This is a genomic window from Roseofilum sp., assembly GCF_982964205.1.
Window position 1 is genome coordinate 1 of the sequence record NZ_CEZBFX010000090.1, and the last position, 20,041, is coordinate 20,041.

The 20,041-nt window shown below is 42.7% G+C and carries 5 protein-coding genes; all 5 read left to right on the forward strand.

From position 1 onward, the window contains the following. The coding region (locus AC3A14_RS18295; protein WP_487779091.1) for an acyl carrier protein at positions 1 to 509 on the forward strand (509 nt) is incomplete at its 5' end. Position 510: 1 nt separating this feature from the next. Then, complete coding sequence (locus AC3A14_RS18300) at positions 511 to 5,451, forward strand: type I polyketide synthase (protein WP_318735804.1); 4,941 nt, start codon at positions 511 to 513, stop codon at positions 5,449 to 5,451. Between the two features lie 31 nt (positions 5,452 to 5,482). Then, positions 5,483 to 12,064: an SDR family NAD(P)-dependent oxidoreductase gene (locus tag AC3A14_RS18305; RefSeq protein WP_487779092.1), complete on the forward strand. Its 6,582-nt coding sequence runs from the start codon at positions 5,483 to 5,485 to the stop codon at positions 12,062 to 12,064. Then, positions 12,061 to 16,815, forward strand: a complete 4,755-nt coding sequence (locus AC3A14_RS18310) for a non-ribosomal peptide synthetase (protein ID WP_318734829.1) — start codon at positions 12,061 to 12,063, stop codon at positions 16,813 to 16,815. The genes AC3A14_RS18305 and AC3A14_RS18310 overlap by 4 nt, the downstream gene beginning before the upstream one ends. Positions 16,816 to 16,881: 66 nt before the next feature. Next, positions 16,882 to 20,041 (forward strand): type I polyketide synthase (locus AC3A14_RS18315; RefSeq protein ID WP_487779093.1); only part of this gene is annotated, 3,160 nt, incomplete at its 3' end.

A 20,041-nucleotide genomic window follows, 5' to 3' on the forward strand; every position in this document is an offset into this window, starting at 1 on the left:
TAGGAGGAAAAGGATCATTTTTGACCCAAATCTCCCTAGATTCAGAAGCAACAGATGGACAACAGAGTTCGGAACAGCAATCGGAAGTATTACAACAACTTTATCAAGCACCAGAAAGCGAACGGCTCGAAATCCTGATCGAGCATCTGCAAAATGATGTCGCTAAAATTATCGGATTCTCAAAATCTAAACTTCCCGATCCTGAGTTAGGCTTCTTTAAGATGGGAATGGATTCTTTGATGGCGGTTGAGCTAAGAAATGTGTTGAGTTCTACGTTTGGGTCTTCGATTAGCACAGCCACGTTGTTTGAAAAGTCTAATATTAAAGACTTAGCGGAATATTTGATCGAAGAAATTTGCCCAGAAGAACAAGACGAAGCAGGGGGTGCTGAAGAGAGTGAAACGATAAGTCCTCCCCAGAAGATAGAAACGCAATTTGAAGGAGAGCTAGATAGCGCGATCGCGTCAGAATTAGAAGAAATTCAAGCGTTACTGAAGGAGGAAGACTAAAATGAGCGATGCTTCCCCAACAAAGCAACCAAACGTCTTATCCAAAGAAGTCTTGCAAACCCTGAAGGACATGCGGGGTAAGCTTGAAGCCGTCAATAAAGCCAAAACCGAACCGATCGCCATTGTGGGAATGGCCTGCCGATTTCCTGGAGGAGCCACTGATCCCTCAAAATATTGGAATTTATTGCATGATGGCATAGATGCTATCACCCCCGTTCCTGGCGATCGCTGGGATGTCAGTGCTTATTACGATCCCGATCCAGAAGTCCCAGGGAAAACTTATACCAAAGAAGGGGGCTTTATTGAGCAAGTTGACCAGTTCGATCCCTTATTTTTTGGCATTGCTCCCAGAGAAGCAGTGAATTTAGACCCTCAGTACAGATTACTTTTAGAGGTAACCTGGGAAGCCCTAGAAAATTCTGGGCAAACCTGGACAAACCTGAAGAATAGTCAGACCAGTGTCTTCATGGGTATCTCCACCGATGACTATTCTTCCGTCATTTTCAACGAAGCCAAAAGTTACCCGACTCTGGGAAGTAATAGAAGTATTGGAGTCGGTCGTATTTCTCATCTCTTGGGTTTGCAAGGGTCTAATATACAGGTCGATACAGCTTGTTCAAGTTCTTTAGTGGCTGCCCATCTTGCCTGTCAGAGTTTGCGCTCAGGAGAATCCAACTTAGCCTTAGTCGGTGGAGTGAATTTAATCTTATCGCCCTTCAGCACGATTGGTCGTTGCCAACTGAGGGCACTATCCCCGGATGGTCGTTGCAAAACATTTGATGCTGCTGCTAATGGTTATGGTCAAGGAGAAGGATGTGGTGTCCTGGTTTTGAAACGCTTGTCTGATGCCATCAGTGATGGGGATCTGATTTCAGCCGTGATTCGAGGTTCTGCGGTTAATCATGATGGGCCCAGTAGTGGGATGACAGTTCCTAATAGAATGGCTCAAAAACAGGTGATTCAACAAGCTTTGAGCAATGCAAAATTAGAAGCTCATCAAATTAGCTATTTGGAGGCTCACGGGACAGGAACATCTTTAGGAGACCCCATTGAGATAGAAGCTCTGGCAGAAGTATACAGCAAAAATCGTCCGGCAGATTCCCCTCTAATTGTGGGATCGGTCAAGACAAATCTTGGGCATTTGGAAGCAGCAGCCGGTGTATCGTCCTTGATGAAGGTGATTTTAGCCCTTCAGCATCAGGAAATTCCGCCTCATTTGCATTTAAAAGAACCGAATCCCCATGTAGATTGGGATAAATTACCCATAAAAATTCCGACTTCATTAATGTCGTGGTCTGATGAGGGAAAACCCAGAATAGCAGGAGTGAGTTCCTTTGGCATGGGTGGGACTAATGCTCATATTCTTTTAGAAGAAGCACCAAGAGAAGGCAATAGGCACACTTCGACTGCGCTCAGTGACCAAGGCAACAGACAAGATGAGTTAAAACGTCCTGTTCATCTCTTGACACTCTCTGCTAAAACCGAACAAGCTTTAGAAGATTTAGTCAGTCGTTATCAAACGTATTTAGAAACCGATCCTGATGTGGCAATAGCAGAGATCTGTTACACGGCGAATACGGGAAGGAAACATTTTCAGCATCGACTAGCCGTGATAGCTTCTGACCCAAAGGAATTAGCAGAAAAGCTACTTGATTGGAAAAGAGGACAGGAAGTCGTTGGCCTCTCTTGTGGAGAATTCGATCGCGGTAGCGCAAGTTCTAAAATAGCGTTCCTATTCACCGGCCAAGGTTCCCAGTATGTGAATATGGGTAAGCAATTGTATGAAACTGTGCCAACTTTTCGTCAAGCTTTAGATCGATGCGACCAAATTTTACAGCCCTATTTAGACTATCCGTTATTAGAAGTTCTTTACCCGAAAGAAGACCAAAAGTCAAGCTCTAGTTTATTAGACCAAACCGCTTATACCCAACCGGCTTTATTTGCCATTGAATATGCTTTGTTCAAGTTATGGGAATCTTGGGGAATTAAACCCAATGTAGTCATGGGTCACAGTGTAGGAGAATATGTGGCCGCAACGGTGGCAGGAGTGTTCAGTTTAGAAGAAGGTCTGAAATTAATCGCCATGCGGGGACGGTTGATGCAACAGTTACCCTCGGGTGGAGAGATGGTGGCAGCGATGGCATCAAAATCGGTGGTGCAAGAGGCGATCGCAGAATATAGCGCCCAAGTAGCCATAGCCGCGATTAATGGGCCGGAAAGTACGGTAATTTCTGGAGAGAGTGCGGCGATCGCAACCCTTTGTCGTAAGTTAAAAGCAATGGGCGTTAAAACCAAGCATCTACAGGTATCCCATGCTTTTCATTCACCCCTGATGGAGCCAATGTTAGCCGATTTTGCAGCAGTCGCTCGGGAAGTCACCTATCGTCAACCGAAAATAAAGTTCGTATCCAATACAACGGGGCAAAAGGCAGGAAATGAAGTCACTAAAGCAGAATACTGGGTCAATCATATCCGACAACCCGTACAGTTTTATCAAAGTATAAAAACGTTGCACGAGCAAGGAAATGAACTGTTCTTGGAAATAGGGCCAAAACCCATTTTGCTCGGCATGGGGTCTCGCTGTCTACTAGAAAGTATAGGAGTATGGTTGCCATCATTACGTCCTGGTGTACAAGAATGGCAACAAATGCTATCCAGCTTAGGACAATTGTATGTCAAAGGAATAACCGTGAATTGGTCGGGTTTCGACCAAGATTTTACTCACAAAAAAGTAGCATTGCCCACCTATCCATTCCAGCGACAACGCTGCTGGGTAGAAATAAATAAACAGAAGGAACCTCAAACGTCAGGGAATATTGCTGAGACTTCAATTGTTAAACTCCTCACTCAAGGAAAAACAGAGGCGATCGCTCAACAACTCGAAAGAACCGTAAACTTTTCACCAGAACAGCTTAAACTTTTACCCGAACTCTTAGATGTATTAGCTCAACAACATCAGGAACAACTAGCCGCAGTAACCGTCAGAGATTGGTTCTATGAAATTCAATGGAAACCTTTAGCTCAAACTAACACCAACACAAACCTTCAACCCAGTCATTGGTTGATTTTTGCCGATACCACAGGCGTAGCCGAAAAATTCGCCCAAAAACTACAACAACAGGGTCATCAATACAGCTTAGTTTACCGAAGCAAAAGCTATCACCAACCAGAAGCAGGAAAATACCAGCTCAATCCTTCCATTCCCGAAGAATTTGACCAACTCTATCAAGACATTCAAGAGCGGAATCAACTGCCCTTATCAAAGTTCATTCATTTGTGGAGTTTAGACACTCCAGAATCCAAAGATTTAACCCCTAACATATTAGAAGAAACCCAATTATGGGGATGTGGCAGCGTGATGCACCTGGTACAAACCCTACTCAAAAACACCAGCACTCCCCAGCTCTGGCTAGTAACTCGTGGCTCACAGTCCGTATTATCGAAAGACAATCAGATCCCCGGATTAGCAACATCACCCCTATGGGGATTAGGTCGAGTCGTGTCGATAGAGAATCCCCAATTATGGGGAGGATTAGTGGATTTAGACCCCCAAGCTCCAGCAGAAGACGAAATAGAAAGGCTGTGGCAATTATTAGCGAATGAACCAGAAGAAGATCATCTCGCCTTACGGGGAGAAAAGACCTATGTTGCTCGTCTCGTAAACCAAAAACCTCCAGAATTTTCTCAACCCCTATCCTTATTATCAGAGGGGAGTTACTTAATAACAGGAGGATTAGGAGCTTTAGGGCGATATACCGCCCAATGGTTAGTAGAAAAGGGAGCTAAAAATATAGTTTTAACTGGCCGCCGCCCGCCTTCAGAAAACGTCCAAGAAACCATAGAAAAATTAGAACAAAAAGGATGTCAAGTTAAAGTATTGTTAGGGGATGTTTCTCTGGAAGAAGAGATTGCCAAAATCCTAGAAGAAATTCAGACCTCAATGCCAAGACTCAAAGGAATCATTCATGCAGCAGGAGTGCTAGATGATGGAATCCTACAACAGATGGATTGGGAACGTTTTACTAAAGTCATGTCACCCAAAGTTATAGGAACTTGGAACTTACATCGATTAACTCAAAATCTGCCCTTAGATTTCTTTGTTTGTTTCTCGTCAATAGCATCTTTAATGGGTTCCCCCGGTCAAGGAAATTATGCAGCAGCCAATGCCTTTATGGATACTTTAGCTAGTTATCGTCGGAGCATAGGATTATCAGGACTCGCGATTAATTGGGGAGCCTGGGCATCTGAAGGAATGGCGGCTCGTTTAGCAGTGGAATATCAAAACCGAATTCAAAGCAGTGGCATCAGTGAGATTAGCCCAAAAGAAGGAATGTATGCCTTGGACATACTGTTAGGGAATCAATCTTCTATAGATCGCGTAGGCGTAATCCCCATACAGTGGTCGGTATTAGCAGAGCATTGGAGTGGGATTCAAAATAGTTCGTTACTACGAGAATTATTACAGAAAGAGGAATGGGGAGAACAGGATACACTAAAGCAAAACGTCAAAGCCAATATTTTAGCCAAGTTAGAGGCAGCATCACCAGAGGAGCGTCAAGAAATTTTAATTGAACACATTCGAGGGCAAGTGGTTCAGGTGCTAGGTTTAAGTTCATCCCAGTTACCAGAAATGAATGTAGGATTTATGGAAATGGGCATGGATTCTTTAATGGCAGTGGAATTAAAAAATCGACTGCAAAATCAACTGGAAACCCATTTACCTGAGACCATAGCTATGGAATATCCAACGGTTGCAAAATTGTCCTTATATGTAGAAGAGTTAATGGAATGGCAGGCAAAAGAACAGGAGAAAGTTTCTGGTGGACAGAGTCAAAGGGAGGAATCGGAAGAGGATCTATTTCCAAATCTTGAAGAGATTTCAGAAGAGGATTTTGAAGCCCTAGCCGCTCAACAACTCGAAACCCTAAAAAATATGCTCTAAAGTTAACCCTATACGTTAAGGCTAAAATTTTATGGAACCGACTACGAAAAAAGAGCAACTCTCATTATCCAAGCAGATGTTTTTAGCTTTAAAACAAGCTGAAGCTAAATTGGAGAGGATGGAGCGCTCAAAAAGTGAAGCGATCGCGATCGTTGGTATCGGTTGTCGGTTTCCAGGCAATGCCAACACGCCAGAAAGCTTCTGGGAATTATTATCGAATGGGAAAGACTCGGTTAGAGAGATTCCCTTAGAACGTTGGGATATAGAGTCTTACTACGACCCCAACCCTGATGCTCCAGGGAAAATGTATATTCGGCACGCAGCATTAGTGGAGCAGGTCGATCGCTTCGATCCGCAGTTTTTTGGTATTTCTGGTAAAGAAGCACACAGCCTTGACCCACAGCAACGTTTTATTTTAGAAGTAACTTGGGAAGCGTTAGAAAGAGCGGGTATTAATCCCCAGGAATTAGAAAATACTCAGACCGGAGTCTTTCTGGGTATTGGTCAAAATGATTATGCGAATTTGGGTTTGAGCCAAGTTGAAACTATTAGCCCTTACGATGCAACCGGAAATGGGTTTTGTTTTGCAGCCGGGAGGTTATCTTACTTTTTAGGATTGCAAGGCCCATCCATGGCAATAGATACCGCTTGTTCATCCTCTTTGGTCGCTATACATGAAGCTTGTCAGAGTCTACGTCAGGGTGAGTCTAATCTAGCTTTAGCTGGAGGAGTTCAACTCATTCTTGCTCCTCAAGTCACTACTGCACTCTCAAAATTAAAGGCTCTATCACCCGATGGCAAGTGTAAAACTTTTGATGCTGCTGCTGATGGTTATGGTCGGGGAGAGGGATGTGGCATCGTGGTACTGAAGCGTTTGTCAGATGCACTCAAGGATGGGGATAATATCCAGGCAGTTATTCGGGGTTCTGCTGTTAATCATGATGGGCCGAGTAGTGGACTGACTGTGCCGAATAAACTCGCTCAGGAAAAACTGATTCAGCAAGCTCTCAAAGCAGCCAAACTAGAACCGGATCGAGTGAGTTATGTGGAAGCTCACGGTACGGGAACTTCTCTGGGAGATCCGATGGAAGTGAGAGCTTTATCTAGCGTGTTTGGGCTGGGGCGCGATCGCCAAAATCCATTACATATCGCTTCAGTGAAAACCAATATTGGTCATCTAGAAGCTGCTGCTGGAATTGCCGGTGCAATCAAGGTAGTTTTGCAACTGCAACATCAAAAAATTGCCCCTAATCTGCATTTTACTAATCCTAGTCCCTATATTGATTGGGAGAATATACCTTTAAAAGTCCCAACTCAACTCACCCCTTGGCTCTCATCAGAGGAGAAAAGAGTGGCAGGAGTAAGTTCTTTTGCGATTAGCGGCACAAATGCTCATATTATTTTAGAAGAAGCACCCAAAGAAGGCAACAGCCACACTTCGACTCCGCTCAGTGACCAAGGCAACAGTGAAGATGACTTGAAATGTTCTGTTCATCTCTTAACGCTCTCAGCAAAAACAGAACAAGCCTTAGAAGATTTAGTCAGTCGTTATCAAAACTATTTAGAAAATCATTCAGAGTTATCCCTAGCAGATATATGCTATACGGCTAATGCAGGCAGAGCGCATTTTAATCATCGACTCGGTGTTATTGCTTCTGAGCAAAAGGAATTAATCAAAAAACTGGTGGACTGGAAAACGAAGAAGGAAGTCGTTGGCGTATTTTCTGGACAACTTGATGGAAGTAGCCAAAATCCAAAAATAGCTTTCCTCTTCACAGGTCAAGGTTCCCAATATGTGAATATGGGAAGGCAACTCTATGAAACTCAGCCCAGTTTCCGTCAAGCTTTAGATCGATGCGACCAAATTTTACAAGCTTATCTAGAAGTCCCTCTATTAGAGGTTCTATACCCTAAAGATGCACAAAACTCAAGTCTCTTAGACCAAACCGCTTATACTCAACCAGCTTTGTTTTCCATAGAATACGCCCTCGCTAAGTTATGGGAATCTTGGGGGATTAAACCCAATGTGGCGATGGGTCATAGTGTGGGCGAATATGTAGCAGCAACTGTAGCAGGAGTTTTCAGTTTAGAAGAGGGTTTGAAATTAATTGCCATGCGGGGGAGGTTGATGCAGCAGTTACCTCCGGGTGGTGAAATGGTGTCTTTGTTAGCATCAGAATCTCAAGTTAGAGAAGCTATAGGCGAGTCTAATTTCCAGGTAACAATTGCAGCTATAAATGGGCCGGAGAGTATAGTGATTTCCGGGGAGAGTGGGGCGATCGCAACCCTTTGCAGCAAATTAGAATCACAAGGCGTTAAAACCAAGCCTTTACAAGTCTCCCATGCTTTTCATTCCCCATTGATGGAGCCAATGTTGGCAGAGTTTGAAGCAATTGCTCAGGAAGTCACCTATAGTCAGCCTCGGATACCCATCATATCAAATGTAACGGGTCAAAAAGTCGGTTCAGACATGACGACTGCTCAATATTGGATCAATCATGTCCGACAACCCGTGAAATTTGCCCAGAGTATGGAAACTCTAAATGAGCAAGGATATGAATTATTCCTAGAAATTGGGCCAAAGCCCATATTGTTAGGAATGGGAAGGCAATGTTTACCAGAAGATGTAGGAGTATGGTTACCCTCCCTACGTCCTGGAGTGGATGAATGGCAACAGATGCTCTCTAGTTTAGGGCAGTTGTATGTACAGGGCGCTAAAGTAGACTGGTCAGGGTTTAACCGAGATTATGACTATCAGAAAGTCATCTTGCCAACTTATCCATTTCAGAGGGAAAGGTATTGGGTAGAAACTGGAAAGTCTCAAGCCATTTCTACAATCAAACTCCATCCTCTAATTGATCGAAAGTTTCAATCTCCGTTATCAAAAGATATCTTTTTTGAGTCTGAGTTTAGCACCCATGCTCTACCCTTTTTAGCAGACCACCGAATATATGAAAAAGTGGTAGTTCCTGGTGCCAGTCACATTTCCCTATTGTTAGCAAGTGCCTCTCTAACCTTTTCTGCAACCGGATGTCAACTGGAAGATATTCTGTTTCCCCAAGCCTTAGCCATTCCTGAACAAGGAATGCGTAATGTTCAGGTAGCTCTTACTCCACAGAATAACTCCTATTCATTTCAAGTCATTAGTTTTGATAGCTCTTCTAATGATGGTAGTTCTTGGGCTGTTCATGCTACAGGAAAGATTTCTCCTACAATGGAGCGCAAGCAGCAATCGAGAGAAACCATCGAAGCCATTCAATCTCGTTGTAGTCAAAAAATTGAAAGCACAGAAATTTACCAAAGTCTCTGGGATAGACAAGTCCAATTACGGAAAAGCTTTAGATGGATAGACCAAGTATGGTTAGGAGAGGGAGAAATTCTGTGTCAAATGAAAGTACCTGAGACAATCTTAGATGCTCTCAAGTATCAAATCCATCCTGCCTTAATTGACTCCTGCTTTCAGTCAGTAGCTGCGCTTAACATCAGTCTTTCTGGGGACAAAAATGAAACTTTTGTTCCCTTCAGTACAAAGAAGTTTACTTTTTATCAGCAACCTGAGAGTGATTTGCTTTGGTGCTATACCCGTGGATTGAAAGAAGGAGCATCAGAGGAAAAAATTCTGAAAGCAGAGATACAATTATTTGACCAAAGTGGGGAATTAGTGGCTGAGGTTAATGGTTTTGAGGGTAAGAAAGCGAATCCTCAAACCTTGCTGATGACTCTGGATGCAGATTTAAGTGATTGGTTTTACGAAATCAACTGGCAAGCTCAACCCTTAACCAAAACTGCAAAAGAAAATGTCTCCGGTAAATGGTTAGTATTTGCCCTTACTGATGAATGGGTAGACTCAATCGGTAAGGAGTTACAACAGAGGGGAGGTGATTATATTTGGGTATCCCCAGGTACGGTTCCCGAAAAATCAGAATATCAGCAGTTAGATGCTCAACATTATCAAATTAATCCCACGGTTGCTGAACACTTCTCCAAACTGCTCCAAGATCATTCTGATATTCAGGGTATTGTCCACTTATGGGGGATCAATGAAGCTGAGGATTTATCAATAGCTCAAAAACTGGGTTGTGTAACAGCACTACATTTAGTGCAAGCCTTAATTAAAGCTGGATTGACTAAAGTAATGCCGATGTGGTTAGTGACTCAAGGGACTCAGAGTATCTTGGATGAAGCAGAAGTGGTACAACCCCAACAAGGAAGTTTATGGGGACTAGGGCGTGTTATGAGTCTAGAACACCCAGAATTAAGGTGTGGACGAATAGACTTAGACCCCAAATCTAATTTTGCCGAAATGCTCCCCAGTTTGGTAGATGAAGTATTTTCTCAAAATAATGAAGATCAAATAGCAATTCGTCAGGGCGTTCGTTATGTAGCCCGATTAATCCGACAACAAAAACCGCAAATTAGCTCAGCAGAAAACTTAGGATTAGAAAGTCAACCGGTGGAATTGAAGTTGTCTGAATATGGACTGATAGACAACCTCAACTGGCAGGTTATGCAGCGCCGTCCTCCACAAGCCAATGAAGTAGAAATTGAAGTCAAAGCTGCCGGTTTAAACTTCCGAGATGTACTGAATTCCTTGGGTTTACTGAAAGACTATTATGCTCAGGTATTGGGGATTACTGACGTAGCTCAACTGAACTTTGGCTTAGAATGTGTAGGCTCTATTGCATCTGTCGGAGAAAATGTCTCTGAGTGGCAGGTGGGAGACGAAGTGATGGCTATAGTTCACAATGGCTTTAGTAGCTTTGTTACGACTTCTGCTGAGTTAGTGATGGCTAAACCGAAAAATCTGAGCTTTACGGAAGCCGCCACTTTACCCTTGACTTTTGCTACAGCTTACTATGGATTACAACACTTAGCTAAAATTCAGCCAGGAGATAAGGTATTAATTCATGCTGCGGCTGGAGGGGTAGGGCAAGCGGCAGTTCAAATCGCACTGCAAGTAGGAGCGGAAGTCTTTGCTACAGCGAGTCCTCCCAAGTGGGAGTTTCTCAAATCTATGGGTGTCAAGCACATCATGAATTCCCGTACTTTAGAGTTTGCAGATGAAATGATGAGTCTGACTCAGGGAGAAGGTGTAGATATCGTTTTAAATAGTCTCAATGGAGACTTCATCGATCGGAGTTTTGCGGTTTTAGGGAACAAAGGACGATTTGTAGAAATTGGCAAAATCGGAATTTGGGACAAACAAAAGGTAATGGGGACACGGCCAGATGCTGAATACTTGCCTTTTGATATTGGAGTGACGATCCAACAACAACCCGGTTTAATTGCGGAATTTTCAGAAGCATTAAACCAACAATGTTCATCAGGAACACTGAAGCCATTGTCTTATAAAGTATTCCCAAGTACACAAGTGCAAGCGGCTTTCCGATATATGCAACAGGGTAAGCATATCGGAAAAGTGGTCGTTTCTCTGCCAGAAACTGGAGAAGACCAAAAATCGATCAAACCAGACGCAAGTTATCTAATTACAGGAGGTTTAGGGGCTTTAGGTTTGGAAGTCGCCCAATGGATGGTATCCGAAGGAGCCAAGCATATCGTATTAACGGGGCGAAGAAGTCCGAATGAAACGGCACAAAACGCGATCGAGCAGTTAGAAGCAGCAGGAGCATCGGTCAGTGTTTTATTAGGGGATATTTCTACTCAAGAGTCTGTAATGAACATCTTAGAAGAAATATCGACTTCGCTACCTCCACTTAAAGGAGTAATTCATGCTGCTGGGGTGTTGGATGATGGGGTATTACAAAAGATGAGCTGGGAGAAATTTATGAACGTGATGTCTCCCAAGGTGTCAGGAACCTGGTATTTACATGAACTGACTCAGAATTTACCTTTAGATTTCTTTGTGTGTTTCTCGTCAATGGCTTCGATGTTGGGCAATTTTGGCCAAGGCAATTATGCTGCGGCGAATGGTTTTATGGATGCAATCGCTCACTATCGCCAAGGTCAGGGTTTACCCGGATTGAGTATTAACTGGGGAGCCTGGGCAACAGCAGGAATGGCGGCTCGTTTGGCCAGGGAACATCAAAATCGAATGCACAGTAGCGGGGTAGTGGCAATTAAACCCGAATTAGGAATGCAAGCATTGGGTTCATTGTTGTCAGGATCTCAAAGCCAAGTCGGGGTGTTTCCGGTGAATTGGCAGGAGTTTTTTAGACAGATGCCAGGATTGGCAAAACTCCCATTTTTAGAAGCGTTTACCACAAAATCAGGAGAACCGGATCGGAACTCTCAGATTTTAGAACAGCTCGATCTTGCTTCTGATCGTGAACAAGAAATAGTATTGACCGCTTATCTCCAAACCAAAATTGCTCATATTATGGGGATGACGGTTTCTCAAATAGAGTTACAAAAATCTCTAACTATGATGGGACTTGATTCATTGATGGCTGTGGAATTGCGAAATCAGGTTCAAACTGAGCTTTTAGTCGATATTCCAGCTACCCGATTTATGGAAGGAATTACGATTGAGCTTCTAGCAACTGAGATTCAGCAACAACGGATTAAAACAGATAACCAGCCAAGGATTGAATCGAGTAAGGAAGAGCAACCGGATGAAAATAAAGAGAGTAATTGGATAGAGGTGGAACTATGAACTTAGTGGAGTTTTTACAAGATCTATCTCTCAAAGGGGTCAAGTTATGGTGTGCTGGTGACAAACTGCGTACTGGAGGTTCCCAAGAGGTATTAACCCCTGATGTTATTGCTCAACTGAAGCAGTACAAAACTAAAATTGTGCAGTTATTGCGGGAACAGCCCGATTTATTGCAGGTCTATCCTCTATCTTACGGTCAAAGAGGTCTCAGATTTTTATGGGAACTTGCCCCACAAAGCTATACTTACAATTTGTCATTTGCGGTTCGTATTTATTCTCCGGTAGATCTGGCTATTTTGCAGCAAACTTTTGAGGGATTAAGACACCGCCATCCCATGCTGCAAAGTACGTTCCCAAAATTGGGTCAAGACATGGTTCGACAAGTCCATCACAATCAATCCTTGGATTTCTTGGAGATTGATGCTTCGAGTTGGAATGAGGATGAGTTGTATGCAAACGTTCTTCAAACTCATCGTCAACCCTTCGATCTGGAGACCAAACCCGTCATGCGAATCAGGTGGTTTAGCCACTCGCCACAAGACTCTATCCTGTTGTTGACCATACATCATATTGCTTGGGATGGTTGGTCAATGAGTTCTATTGTCAAAGAGCTACCAGAACTGTACGAAGCTCAACAGACAGGTGTTGAAATATCTCTGCCTTCAATAGATAACTCTTACCAAGATTATGTGAGTTGGCAAAGGGATTTATTAGCTGGAACTGAAGGAGAGCGCCTCTGGAGTTATTGGCAACAAAAACTGGGAGGGGATTTGCCGGTCTTGAATTTACTGACCGATAAACCGCGACCTCCCATACAAACCTATAACGGTGCTGCTTACCCTTTCAATTTGCCTCAAGAACTGACTGAAAACCTGAAAGCACTCGCTCAGGAGGAAGGGGCGACTCTTTATATGGTTCTCTTGGCCGCTTTTCAAATTCTTCTATCTCGTTACACCAGTCAAGAAGATATTTTGGTCGGCTCTCCTACTTTTGGTCGGTCTAAACCTGAGTTTGTTCCGATTGTTGGTTACTTTGTCGATCAAGTTGTGATGAGGGGAAGTCTTTCCGGAAATCCTTGTTTCAAAGACTTCCTGTCTCAGGTGCGCCAAACGGTTATTGAGGCCTTAGCTCATCAAGATTATCCTTTTTCTTTGTTAGTCCAGCGATTAAATGTAGAGCAAGATTCGAGTCGCTCCCCTCTTTTTCAAGCTTACTTTATGCTGCAAAATTTTCAAGGCGCTCAAACGGTACAAAAGCTGTTATCTAGCCGAAAGAAAACTGTAGTCAATTGGGGAAAATGGAACGTAGAGCCGTTTGCATTGGCTCAGTATGAAAGTCTGTTTGATTTGACTTTAGAAATGATTGAGGAAGATTCATCTATGATGGGATTCTTCAAATACAATACAGATCTATTTGATGAGCAAACGATTGTGAGGATGGCTAGCCATTATCAGGCGTTGTTAGCTGGAATTGTTCATCATCCCGAGCAAAATGTGGGGCAACTGCCTTTGTTGCCGGAGGCACAACAGCATCTGTTACTTGAGCAATGGAATAACACGGCTACGGAATATCCACAGGATCGCTGTATTCATCAGTTGTTTGAAGAGCAGGTTAAGCGCACTCCGGATGCTGTGGCAGTGATTTTTGGCGATCGCCGGTTGACTTATCAAGATTTGAATGAACGTGCGAATCAGTTAGCCCATTATCTGCACAGTTTGGACGTAAGAGCAGAAGTGCTGATCGGTTTATGTATCGATCGCTCTATAGAAATGTTAGTGGGACTTTTGGGGATACTGAAGGCTGGAGGCGCTTATGTCCCCATCGATCCGAGTTATCCGCAGCAACGGTTAGCTTATATGTTACAAGATTCCGCTGTGCCGGTCTTGCTAACCACTGAGTTATTGTTAGAGATTATACCAGAACATCAGGCTAAAATGGTCTGCTTGGATCGGGATTGGCCGGCGATCGCATCATATCCTGAGCAAAATCCCACCAGCGCAGTGGCTCCAGAGAATCGAGCTTATGTTATTTATACTTCTGGCTCGACAGGTAAACCTAAAGGAGTTCAAATCTGTCATCAGTCTCTCGTCAATTTCCTCGTATCCATGAACCATTATCTGGAATTGACAAGAGTCGATACGTTTAACGCCATTACAACCATCTCATTTGATATTGCAGCATTAGAACTTTATCTGCCCCTCATCGTAGGCGCATCAGTCGTATTAGTTCCCCGTGAAATTGCCATAGATGGCAACAGGCTCTTACCCCAGTTATTAGAATCTGGAGCCACAGTGATGCAGGCAACCCCTGCTACTTGGAAAATGCTATTAATGGCAGGTTTAGCCAATCACAAGCTGGACGCGAAATTATTGTCTGGAGGTGAAGCTTTACCTGCCCAATTGGCGGATCAACTTCGAGAGATAGCTAAGGAAGTCTGGAATCTTTATGGTCCTACGGAAACGACAATCTGGTCAACCATTTATAAGGTAGGCGATCGGCTAAAGCCAACAGAAGAGAGTTCGGTGATTACACCCATTGGTTGTCCCATTGGTAATACCGAAATTTATATCCTAGACAGTTATCACCAACCTACCCCTATTAGTGTACCGGGGGAACTCCATATCGGTGGAGTCGGTTTGGCTCGTGGCTATCTTAACCGCCCCGAATTAACTCAAGAGAAATTTATTCCTAACCCTTTTGAGGGTTTGCACATTCACAATCAAAGCTCAAGATTGTATAAAACCGGCGATTTAGCTCGATATTTACCGGATGGAACTATTGATTATCTAGGTCGAATAGATAACCAAGTCAAGATTCGAGGGTTCCGTATTGAACTCGGAGAAATTGAATCAACCTTGACTCAGCACCCAGAGGTGCAAGAAGCAGTCGTCATTACCGATCGCGATCGCTTGAGTGACAAGCCCCTGATCGCCTATATTGTTCCCAACTTCCAAGGTCAAGACCCAAATTCTCGTGACTCTATCAATCAAGCTCACCGCGATCGCATATTACAATGGCAACAACTCAGGAATAATATCTATCAACAGACCACCATTGATGGAGCCTCAAATTTCAACCCTCTGATTTGGAGAGATAGTTATACTGGTCAGCCCATCCCTGAACAAGAGATGTCTCAATGGTTAAATTATACCATTGAGCGCATCCTCGATTTCAAACCCGATCGCATCCTAGAGATCGGTTGTGGTACGGGTCTGTTGCTCTTTAAGATTGCTCCCCACACTTCCAACTATTGTGCTACCGATATTTCCGACAAAGCGATTTCTTATATTGAACAGCACTTGGAAACCCTAGAGGGCAATGGGTCTCATGTTAAACTCTACAACCAACCTGCCCATGATTTTCAATCCGTGGAGCAAGAATCCTTCGATGCTGTAATCCTTAACTCAGTTATCCAATATTTTCCCAGTATTGAATACTTAGTAGAAGTATTAGACAATGCAATCAAATTAGTCGAACCTGGGGGTCAAATCTTTATCGGAGATGTGCGAAGTCTACGACTACTAGAAACCTTCCATACTGATATATTATTGAGCCAAGCTGCTGACGATCTAACCCTAGAAGATTTATGGGATCGAGTACAAAAAAAATTAAAAGAAGAAGAGGAATTGGTAATCGATCCAACCTTTTTCCAAGCGCTACAGCAGCATTTACCCCAGATTAGTCAGGTAGAGATTCAACTCAAGCGCGGTCGCACCCATAATGAAATGACCACGTTTCGCTATGATGTGATTCTTCATATAGAAAAGGACGTTTTGTCCTCCAGTAGCAGCCCTCAATTGCTCAATTGGCAACAGGAGCAACTAACCTTACCCTCTATCGAGCACATTTTGGCACAAAAGCAGCCAGAGATGCTGATCGTCAAAAATGTTCCCAATGCACGCCTCCAATTTCCAATCAAGCTCAAGCAACTCTTGACCAGAAAAGATCAATTGATTAAGGTCGGAGAACTCCGAAAAACCTTAGAAAAAAACACTCTAGAAACAGGAATAGATCCTGAAGATTTTTGGAGCTTGAGTGATGAGTTAGATTATCGCATCTACATTACGTGGTCAGATCTTGAGACCCCTGATTGCTATGATGTTATATGTTGGAAAAAATCATCAGCACTAATTGAGAATCGATTCCCGTCCATACCGAGAGAAAAGTGCGAGCCAAAATCTTGGACACTTTACGGCAACAATCCTTTACAACAGAATTTATCTCAGCAGCTCGTTCCTAAACTACGAACTTTTCTGGAAAAGCTTCTACCTCAGTATATGGTTCCCTCAGCTTTTGTACTGTTAGAGTCTCTGCCCTTGACCCCCAACGGCAAAGTAGACCGTAAAAAATTCCCCAGCTCCAAGATAAACAATCGGTCTTATACTGAATATGTCGTCCCTAAATCGGAAATAGAACAACAGATTGCTAAAGTTTGGCAAGATGTGCTTCAACTGGAAAAAGTAGGAATTTATGATAATTTTTTTGAAGTGGGAGGAAATTCCTTGCTATTGATACAAGTAAGTGCTATACTTCAAGAAATATTTAAGACCAAACTCCAAGTCGTCGATCTTTTAAAATATCCAACAATTTATCATTTGAGTCAGTATATCAAAGGTGAAAGTATTAACGACCGTGACTCGAAAGAAGCCCGCAATATTCGTAATACCAACTTAAAAGAAGGAAAAAACATGATGAAACAAAGACTAGAACGGAGACAAAAGCATCGTTCTCGACCTCAATCTAGAGATTAATGCAAGTATTGAATACGCCGTGTTGATGAATAGATTGAAATCAGTAATATAAGTGAGGAGCCAGAAATGAATCTACAAGATGAAGCCAATTCAGTAGACGATCTAAGTATAGCCATTATTGCCCTGTCCGGTCGTTTTCCAAAAGCTCCAGACCTCAATCAATTTTGGCAGAATCTTAAAGATGGCGTTGAGTCTATTTCTTTTTTCTCAGATCAAGAATTACTAAAGTCTGGTATTAAAGCTGAATTGCTCGACGATCCTAACTATGTAAAAGCCCGTGCTATGATGTCAGACATCGATATGTTCGATGCTAATTTCTTTAGCTACAGTCGCAAGGAAGCTGAATACATAGATCCGCAACAACGTTTATTTCTTGAATGTGCTTGGGAAACGATAGAAAGAGGGGGATACAATCCAGAGACCTATGAAGGTTTAATTGGAGTTTATGCTGGTATTGGCATGAACCACTACTTATTAAAGAATCTTTATCCAAACCACGATTCTAATAATCCATCGAACTCTTATCAGTTAATGATCAACAGTGATAAGGATTTCCTGGCCACTCGTGTCGCTTACAAGCTAAATTTAAGAGGGCCTGCAATCAATGTTCAAACAGCTTGTTCAACCTCCTTAGTTGCGGTTCACATGGCTTGTCAAAGTTTGCTTAATGGGGAATGCGATCTTGCTCTTGCTGGTGGTGTCTCCATCCAGGTTCCCCAGAAAGCTGGACACTTATATCGAGAGGGAATGATTTTCTCTCCCGATGGACACTGTCGAGCCTTTGATGCTAAAGCCAAAGGTACAATACCCGGTGATGGTGTGGGCATTATACTTCTTAAGCGGCTGAATGAGGCGATCGCCGATGGAGATTCTATCCAAGCCATAATCAAAGGATCGTCCATTAATAACGATGGCTCCTTAAAAGTTGGCTACACCGCACCTAGCATAGAAGGTCAAGCAGCAGTTATTTCAGAGGCTCATGCTGTTGCCGGAGTAGATCCAGAAACCATCTCATACATAGAAGCTCATGGCACAGGGACAGAGCTGGGAGATCCAGTAGAAATTGCAGCTCTGACCCAGGCTTTTAGGTATAGTACGGAAAAGAAAGGTTTCTGTGCCATTGGTTCCCTAAAAAGCAATATGGGTCATTTAGATGCAGCCGCAGGAGTAGCCGGACTAATCAAAACAGTTTTAGCTCTCAAACATAAAGTACTACCACCAACCCTACATTTTGAACAACCTAACCCTAAAATAGATTTTGCCAATAGTCCACTCTATGTTAATACCACTCTTTCCCAATGGAAAACCAATGGAACTCCTCGTAGAGCAGGAGTTAGTTCCTTTGGCATTGGAGGAACAAACGCTCATGTAATCCTGGAAGAAGCTCCAGAACCCATTAAGAAAGAAAATTCCCCAGAGCGTCCGGTTCATTGTTTAACCCTCTCAGCAAAAACTCCAGAAGCACTGGAACAATTGGTATCTCATTATCAAAATCATCTAGAAACTCATCAGGAATTAGAAATTGCAGACATTTGCTATACGGCAAACACAGGACGTAAACACTTCAATCATCGTCTAGCTACTATTGCAGCAACCCAGCAAGAATTACTAGAAAAAATCAAATCTTACCAACGAAAAGAATACGGAATAGGACAATTTTATGGAGAGTCACTCAATAGTAAGATCGTAAAAATTGCATTTCTATTTACAGGTCAAGGTTCCCAATATATAAACATGGGAAGACAACTGTATGAAAAAGCACGGATTTTCCGTCAAACTTTAGAGCAATGTGACCAAATTCTTCAACCCTATTTGGAAACATCCATATTAGAAATTATTTACCCCAAAGACGCACAAAAATCAAGTCTTTTAGACCAAACAGCTTATACCCAACCTGCCCTATTTGCCTTAGAATACGCCCTCTTCAAATTATGGGATTCATGGGGAATCAAACCCAATGGTGTCATGGGTCACAGCGTCGGGGAATATGTAGCAGCTTGTATTGCCGGAGTATTCAGCCTAGAAGACGGTCTCAAACTAATAGCCATGCGGGGACAGTTAATGCAAAAATTACCCTCCGGTGGTGAGATGGTATCTGTAATGGCATCAGAATCTCAGGTAAAAGAGGCCATAAAAGAATATACTTCTCAAGTGACAATAGCAGCAGTTAACGGACCAGAAAGTATAGTAATTTCTGGTGACAGTGGAGCTATAGCAACTATTTGTGATATCTTCAAAAATCTAGGAATTAAGACCAAACAATTACAGGTATCCCATGCCTTCCATTCACCATTGATGGAACCCATGTTAACACAATTTGAAACAGTGGCTAAAGAGATAACTTATAATGAACCCAAAATACCACTAATCTCAAATGTAACGGGGACTCAAGTAGGTGCAGAAATAACCACTGCTGAATATTGGGTAGGTCATGTGCGTCAACCCGTAAGATTTGCTCAGAGTATGAAAACTCTGGAAGAAAAAGGATATGAAACCTTCCTGGAAATTGGCCCCAAACCCATATTGTTAGGAATGGGAAGGCAATGTGTCAGAGAAAACAGGGGAGAATGGTTGCCCTCATTGCGTCCGAATCAAATCCCTCTCCAGTCTTCCTTAGAAAGAGATAAATCAGAGGATGCTGCGCTTTTGAAAGATGAGTGGCAACAAATGCTATCAAGCTTAGGGCAACTATATGTGAAAGGGGTAACAATAGATTGGTCAGGGTTTGACTCAGACTATAGTCGTCAGAAAGTAGTATTACCGACCTATCCATTCCAATGGCAACGTTATTGGGTGGAAACTCCTGAAAATCAAGATCAGAATCCTACGAATCAAAGTTCAAATTTAGTTCTTAAACTTCTGAGACAAGGAGATACAGCAGGATTAACTCAAGAACTGAAGTTATCTGAAGACTTAACAGAAGATGAACAAAAATTATTACCTAAGTTGTTAGAGACCTTGACTTCTAGGTATCAAAAATATCTTCAAAATCAGGATTATATAGTTGGTGATTTTTATGATGAGTTAACTTCTTATGTTCATGAACAGGCGATTTTGAACTATGTTCCTCTGCCGGGAGTTATTAGAGGATTTTCATGGATTCTATTGTCTCATAAATCCAACACACAAGAAAGATACCAACAATTAGCATTAATAGCCCAGCAAGAGATTAGAAATATAGGTTGGCAGAAAGTTGACTTTTCTGCTTGTCAGAAAGTTCTAGATA

Coding starts and splice junctions, on each gene's coding strand:
- AC3A14_RS18300 (WP_318735804.1), top strand. CDS start 511: ATGAGCGATGCTTCCCCAACAAAGCAACCAAACGTCTTATCCAAAGAA.
- AC3A14_RS18305 (WP_487779092.1), top strand. CDS start 5,483: ATGGAACCGACTACGAAAAAAGAGCAACTCTCATTATCCAAGCAGATG.
- AC3A14_RS18310 (WP_318734829.1), top strand. CDS start 12,061: ATGAACTTAGTGGAGTTTTTACAAGATCTATCTCTCAAAGGGGTCAAG.